The sequence below is a fragment of the Enterococcus sp. NBRC 3427 genome, assembly GCF_007996925.1.
Classification (GTDB): Bacteria; Bacillota; Bacilli; order Lactobacillales; family Enterococcaceae; genus Enterococcus_B; species Enterococcus_B lactis.
In genome coordinates this window covers 1-6,402 of the sequence record NZ_BJLL01000089.1, presented here as the reverse complement: position 1 = coordinate 6,402, position 6,402 = coordinate 1, and the positions used below count along the sequence as shown (strand labels likewise).

Here is a 6,402-nt window from a genome sequence, read left to right as displayed (position 1 = left end):
ATTCGGAAATAAAGGCTGTGACAAGACTTTTGTCACAGCCTTTATTTAATATTAGATAACTCGATGACTTAACAATAATCTGTGAGTTTTTTTCGCCCATTCTTTGTCAATTCATAACAGGTTAGTGGTCGGCCAATCTCCAAATATCTGATTCTTTCATTCAGTATATCTTGTTCTACCAAAAAATTTAAATATTTCTTGACGGAGATACGAGAAAGTGCACTTTTTTGAGCCAGTTCTTTTGTTGAAAAAATAGTCTCTTCTTTTAGGATAGATGCACTGATTTTTTTTAAAGTCAGTTTTGACAGACCTTTAGGCAAATCAATGAATGAAGGTGCTTCGTGAATGGGAGTAGTATGGTTGAATACTTGATCGATCAATTTCTGATCTGCTTTTTCAGTCGTTTGGATCGTCTGAGAGAAAGCAAGGTATTTTTCAATCGCCAACTGGAAACGTTGCAAAGTGAAGGGTTTGATCAAATAATCTAAGGCACCATATCGGATCACATTTTTTATGGTTTCGATATCATCTGCAGCGGTTATCAAGATCACTGGGATATCGTTTCCTTGCTGTCTCAGCCAAGATAAAAAATGGATGCCACTTTCGCCAGGCATATATACATCAAGCAAGAGCAGATCTGCGTTTTTTTGTCTGAAATATTTTTTTCCTTCTTCTACATTTCTGAAACTTTCGATTACGTTCATATTAGGTATACTTTCCACAAACGTACGATTCAATTCTGCAACCATTGGATCATCTTCAATTATTAGGACATTTGTCATCATTTTGATCTTCCTTTTTTGGTAATTCTAGATAGACGATTGTACCGCCATTTGTTTGTTTGGAAAATTCTAAGATCCCACCGTGACGTTTGACAATTGAATGGATGATATTCAACCCATATCCACGATTGATTCCTTTCGTCGAAAAACCTAGCGTAAATATTTTTTCTGAGATTTCTTCTGATATTCCGACACCGTCATCGCAGACGGTCACGATGAATACTTCCGCTTCTGTGTCATAGTTTAAATGGAGCCGAACCTGTCCGTTTCTTTCAGGCATTTGAAGTACGGCTTCTTTAGCATTATCAAGTAAGTTCCCTAACACTTGCAAAAGTGAATGGATGGAGTCGTCCATCTCCATTTTAGGGATAAAAGAATCGCTTTCTAACAACATTTCAACAGATTGTTCTTTGGCTTCGTTTATTTTGCCTAATAAAAAACCGGCAATCGCAGGGACTTTGATCAGATTTGTGACTTGACCAATCTCTTTTTTATAATTTTGATTTAGCTGTTGGATAAAATGGGTGACTTCTTCATACTTCTTCAAGTCAATCAAGCCAGAAATGACGTGAAGTTTATTCATAAATTCATGAGTTTGAGCTCTCATAGAGTTTATATATTGTTTCGTCCCTCCGAGCTCCTCCATTAATTTCATTACTTCTGATCGATTTCGTAAAGTTGCGACTGCTCCTAAAAAACGGTCATTGCTGAAAAGAGGTGTAACGCTAGAAATAGTTTCTATCCCATTTAAATACATGGATTGAGTCCGAACAGTCGTTTGATGCTCGATTGTCTCTTTAAACAATACGTCATATAGATTATCGCTGATTTTTTTTCCTACTTCGAAATCCGACAGCCGTTTTGTTTGATAGAAAATATTTTTTGCAGGTGTATTGATCAAGAGGATAGTTTTATCAGAAGAGATGGCCAGTATTCCTTCATCTACTTCATTTTCGATAATCGTTTTTTCGCTTAACTGTTCCGCTATTTCTTGCGGTTCAAGTCCAAGTAGTACTTTTTTCATTTTTTGGGCAAGAAAAACGGCGCCTATGATGCCTACGCTAAGTCCGATAATCAATGAAAAAACAATCATTTTTTGTCCATCTTTGACCTGATTGTCGATCGTGTTGTTCGTCAAGCCAACACAAACTGCACCAATAATCTCTTGATCATAATAAATAGGGACGAAATAGCGGAAGCCGAACCCTAACATTCCTTCTTTTTCAGAGAAAAATTCTTGTCCTCCAATCACTTTTTTCACATCTTCATGACTTGAGAAAGGAAGACCGATGTAACTTGGGTCTGCGTGAGAATATCGAATGCCTTCAGGGTCCATGACAACAACAAAATCTAAATTCGATGCCACCATGATTTCATTCGTGATTCCTTGAATCACATGTGTCGGATCACCAGTCTGAAGCTTTTTTTGGATGAGTTTATCGCTGGCAACGATTTTAGCGATGCTAGAGATTCTATCTGACACACTAGATCGGTTCATCGAAAGAATAAAATTCCTAATCAATATGGCAGAAACAATCAAAGAAACGAATGTGGAGAAACAAACGACAAGAATGATCGTATTTTGGAGCTTTAATGGTTTTTTCTTAAGGAAAGGAAACATAGGATACCTCGAAAGAATTTATTGTGAAAATTTTAACATGAAAAACGAAAATTAACAAATTGGCATTGATAAATAGAAGCGTTCTATGAATAAATACCTTTGAATCGGTGAAAGAAGCTATACAGAATTTTCAAACATTGGTATGATAGACGTAGAAATGGAAGGAGGCGTGTATATGATAGGGGGAATCGCACTTGAGACGATTTATTGGTATACATTGCTGATTTGTGCGGGGTTGGCAGTTCTTTTGATTATTTTTGGAGATGTCTTCGACTTTGATGGCCCACTTGATCCAATGCTTATTATCCCTTGGCTAACTTTTACAAGTTTGTTTGGTTTTCTTGGTGAGCGTCTAACGGATCAATCCTCTTTATTTTTATTTATTGCCAGTGGAGCCATATCGACAGTTTTGGTATTTTTGCTTAATTTCTATCTATTGATGCCGATGAAACATGCCGAATCAACGATGTCTTCTTCTGAAAAGACTTTGGAAGGGCAAGTAGCTGTTGTAATCACACCAATCCCTGTACGGGGCATGGGAGAAATCCAATTAAAAAGTGTTACCGGTTCCATTAGTCGTCCAGCTTGTTTTTACAGCCCCCAAGAACAGATAGCGGAGCGGGGAACGAAAGTATTGATCATTGAGATCAAGGAAAGAATCTGTTATGTCATGCCTTATGAAAGCATGATAAAAGCTTAAAGGAGCGTGTGTTAAATGGGAATACCAGTTGTTTTTATCGCGATTGCAATCGCAGCGTTGATTTTGCTGATGCTGCTGATCGTCTTTGTAGCGAAGTACCAAACAGCAAAACCAGATGAAGCGTTGATCATCAGTGGAAGTTATTTAGGAAGCAAAAATGTACACAAAGATGAAAGTAACAACAAAATCAAAATCGTGCGAGGAGGCGGAGCGTTCGTCTTGCCGGTTTTCCAACGTTCGAATCGAATCAGTCTATTATCCAGCAAATTGGACGTTTCTACTCCAGAAGTGTATACAGAACAAGGCGTACCGGTGATGTGTGACGGTACTTCGATCATCAAAATTGGTTCTTCTGTAGAAGAGATTGCTACAGCAGCAGAACAGTTTTTAGGTAAGACTAGAGAAGAATTGGAGAATGAAGCAAGAGAAGTATTGGAAGGTCACTTACGCTCGATTCTAGGTTCTATGACTGTAGAAGAAATCTACCAAAATCGTGATAAGTTCAGTCAAAGCGTACAAGAAGTCGCTTCTGTAGACCTTGCAAAAATGGGATTGATCATTGTTTCTTTCACTATCAAAGAGGTCAGAGACAAAAATGGTTATCTTGACTCTTTAGGGAAACCAAGGATCGCCCAAGTCAAAAGAGATGCAGATATAGCAGAAGCAGAAGCTTTAAAAGAAACGCGTATCAAAAAAGCTCAAGCAGAAAAAGAATCACAAGCAGCTGAATTACAACGACAAACAGAAATCGCCGAATCATTGAAAGAAAAAGAATTGAAACTAGCAACCTACAAACAAGAACAAGATGTTGCTAAAGCGAAAGCAGACCAAGCCTACAACTTGGAAAGCGCCAGAGCACAACAACAAGTAATCGAGCAAGAAATGCAAATCAAAATCATAGAGCGTCAAAAACAAATCGAATTGGAAGAAAAAGAAATTACACGTCGAGAAAAGCAATACGATTCGGAAGTGAAGAAAAAAGCAGATGCCGATCGTTACGCTAAAGAACAAGAAGCACAAGCTCAAAAAGTCAAAGAAGTGACCGAAGCAGAAGCCGAACGTTTCCGTGTGGAAGCACTAGCAGAAGCGGAAGCCAATAAGACAAGGTTAGCTGGACAGGCAGAAGCAGAAGCAGCATTAGCAAAAGGAAAAGCAGAAGCCGAAGCAAAACAAAAAATTGCCAATGCCTTCAAGGAATATGGCGAAGCAGCTGTCTTGAGTATGGTTATCAATATGCTACCGCAATTGATGCGCGAAGCAGCACAGCCGCTAGGAAATATCGAAAAAATCTCTGTTGTCGATACAGGAAGCAGCTCAGGAGAAACCAGTGGAGCGAACCGAGTGACAAATTATGCCACAAACTTGCTTTCTACTACTCAAGAAACATTAAAAGCGACAACAGGACTTGACTTGAAGGAAATCGTAGAGAATTTGTCGACACGTGGGACTACTAGCCAAGTAAATATGTATGAAGCACCAAAAGAGGCAGAACAAAACTCGATGAAGGAAGAATAAAGTAGTATACTTCACCGATCAATAAAAAATGGAGGAAGACTTTTCAAGTTCTTCTCTCCATTTTTTTATGTTATTTCAAAAGAAAATCAGTCCTCGCTATTTTTCTTTTGTTTTTGGATCTTAGCTTCTATCTCTTGTAAACTTGTTCGCAGCAATTGTTCTTTCTTTTGGAGTTCGACTAAATCTTCTGATAGTTCTTCCTTCTTTTCTGTTTCAGGCGGACGAAGAAAGAAATTGATACCGATTGCAATGAATGTTCCTATAAAAGTATCTAGTACTCGTTGAATCGCATACAAAGCAGATTCACCTTGAGGGATACTCAATGCGATCAGCAATAACGTAGCGATTGCGGAAATGATGCCGGAATTATTGTTGATGCCGTCTGACACGACAATCACAATAATTACTAGAATAGGAAGCAGGATCAATTCTACCAAAAAATCATTGTGAAAATAGCTTTTGACAAAAAAATAAATGATAGCTAGTGTACCACCTAATGTATTGCCAATGATCCTAGATTTTCCAAAAGAAACGGTTGTAGTCAAGTCCTGACGCAAAGAAAAAACAGCAGATAATGCAGCAATCATTGGGATTCCTCGTTGAGTCAAATGAAAAAACAAGATACATAAAAAAACAGCTAAGGCACTTTTGATCGTACGCATACCTAGTCGAAAACGGCCAAATTGCATAGAGATTCTCCTTTTTGTTCTTTTTACCATCATACCTAAACTTTTGTCTGATAGCTAGTTTTTTATTATTCAAGTATAATTAAAACAGAAAAAGGGGGGAGTAAATGCGTATAGGAATGCGAACAATCAAAACGGTGATCAGTGTCTTCTTTTCAATGGTCACAGCGGGTAGCTTATCGCTATTGTATTGGCCAGCTGCAGGAATCATTGCATTATTGAGTGTGGGAAATACAAAACGCTCTACATTGCGTACAGGGATGAATCGAATCGCAGCTTTTATATTAGCTACGATAACAGCGCTGTTCAGTTTTTTTGCTGTTGGGTATACTATTTTTGGCTTCAGTCTTTTTTTATTCCTGTTCATCCCGCTTGCCTCTCGCTTCAAATTAACTGAAGGAATCGTCGTAAATTCGGTTTTGGTTACTCATTATTTAGTGGAGGAAAACATGTCTTGGCAGCTGATCGGCAATGAAGCGGGATTAATGGCGATTGGATTAGTATTTGCTTTGCTTGCGAATGTCTATATGCCAGATCGTACGAAGCAGCTGAAGGAAAACCAAATACAGATCGAAAAAAAATTTCGGAATATCTTGAGACAAATGGCAGAATTTCTTTTATCGGAAAATAAAGGAGATGTGCAGATCAAATGCGAACATTTGCTGACATTCATTCGCGAAAGCCAAGAAGATGCCAGAGAACATCAAGAAAACTACTGGATCAGACAGCCGCTATACTATGAAACTTACTTCTCTATGAGACGAGCACAGGTCAATGTGATTAAAGACATGTTGGAAAATCTAGAGCGGATCCAACAACCCGCTTATTATGGAAAACATATCTACGGTTTATTGATTTATACGGCAGAAACATTTTCAGAGTCAAATGATGGCAGACAAATTTTAGCACGTATTGAAGAAGTTTATGTATTGTATCGGCAAATGCCTCTGCCGACTAGCCGCCCTGAATTCGAGGACCGAGCAGAATTGTTCCAGTTTTTACAGTCTTTTAAAAGTTTTATTGAAATCAAGGCAGAGTTCTCCCAACAAAAAATCAAAAATTAGAGGTTTTGAATTCAGCTAATACTCAGGTCAAAAA

The 6,402-nt window shown here is 38.1% G+C and carries 6 protein-coding genes; 3 read left to right on the top strand and 3 right to left on the bottom strand.

The annotated features are described in order from the left end of the window. Positions 1–68: 68 nt before the first annotated feature. Positions 69–785, bottom strand: coding sequence for a response regulator (locus ESP02_RS12675; RefSeq protein ID WP_002374370.1), 717 nt, complete (start codon positions 783–785; stop codon positions 69–71). After that, positions 760–2,403, bottom strand: coding sequence for an ATP-binding protein (locus ESP02_RS12670; RefSeq protein ID WP_025478488.1), 1,644 nt, complete (start codon positions 2,401–2,403; stop codon positions 760–762). The genes ESP02_RS12675 and ESP02_RS12670 overlap by 26 nt, the downstream gene beginning before the upstream one ends. A 175-nt stretch (positions 2,404–2,578) precedes the next feature. Between ESP02_RS12670 and ESP02_RS12665 the strand changes: the two genes are divergently transcribed. After that, positions 2,579–3,103, top strand: a complete 525-nt coding sequence (locus ESP02_RS12665) for an NfeD family protein (protein WP_002292922.1) — start codon at positions 2,579–2,581, stop codon at positions 3,101–3,103. A gap of 15 nt (positions 3,104–3,118) precedes the next feature. Beyond that, positions 3,119–4,618 carry a flotillin family protein gene (locus ESP02_RS12660; RefSeq protein WP_002374375.1) on the top strand — a complete coding sequence of 500 codons (1,500 nt, stop codon included), beginning with the start codon at positions 3,119–3,121 and terminating at the stop codon, positions 4,616–4,618. 86 nt (positions 4,619–4,704) lie between these two features. On the opposite strand, the gene ESP02_RS12655 is transcribed toward ESP02_RS12660, so the two are convergent. After that, entirely contained in the window at positions 4,705–5,307 is a 603-nt protein-coding gene (locus ESP02_RS12655; protein ID WP_010732731.1) for an aromatic acid exporter family protein, read from the bottom strand. A 104-nt stretch (positions 5,308–5,411) separates the two neighbouring features. On the opposite strand from ESP02_RS12655, the gene ESP02_RS12650 reads away from it, so the two are divergent. Beyond that, positions 5,412–6,368: an aromatic acid exporter family protein gene (locus ESP02_RS12650; RefSeq protein ID WP_002374377.1), complete on the top strand. Its 957-nt coding sequence runs from the start codon at positions 5,412–5,414 to the stop codon at positions 6,366–6,368. Positions 6,369–6,402: the final 34 nt, after the last annotated feature.

Bases quoted from the DNA above. Each gene is read 5' to 3' on its own strand.
- ESP02_RS12665 (WP_002292922.1), top strand. From the start codon at position 2,579: ATGATAGGGGGAATCGCACTTGAGACGATTTATTGGTATACATTGCTG.
- ESP02_RS12660 (WP_002374375.1), top strand. From the start codon at position 3,119: ATGGGAATACCAGTTGTTTTTATCGCGATTGCAATCGCAGCGTTGATT.
- ESP02_RS12655 (WP_010732731.1), bottom strand. From the start codon at position 5,307: ATGCAATTTGGCCGTTTTCGACTAGGTATGCGTACGATCAAAAGTGCC.
- ESP02_RS12675 (WP_002374370.1), bottom strand. From the start codon at position 785: ATGATGACAAATGTCCTAATAATTGAAGATGATCCAATGGTTGCAGAA.
- ESP02_RS12650 (WP_002374377.1), top strand. From the start codon at position 5,412: ATGCGTATAGGAATGCGAACAATCAAAACGGTGATCAGTGTCTTCTTT.
- ESP02_RS12670 (WP_025478488.1), bottom strand. From the start codon at position 2,403: ATGTTTCCTTTCCTTAAGAAAAAACCATTAAAGCTCCAAAATACGATC.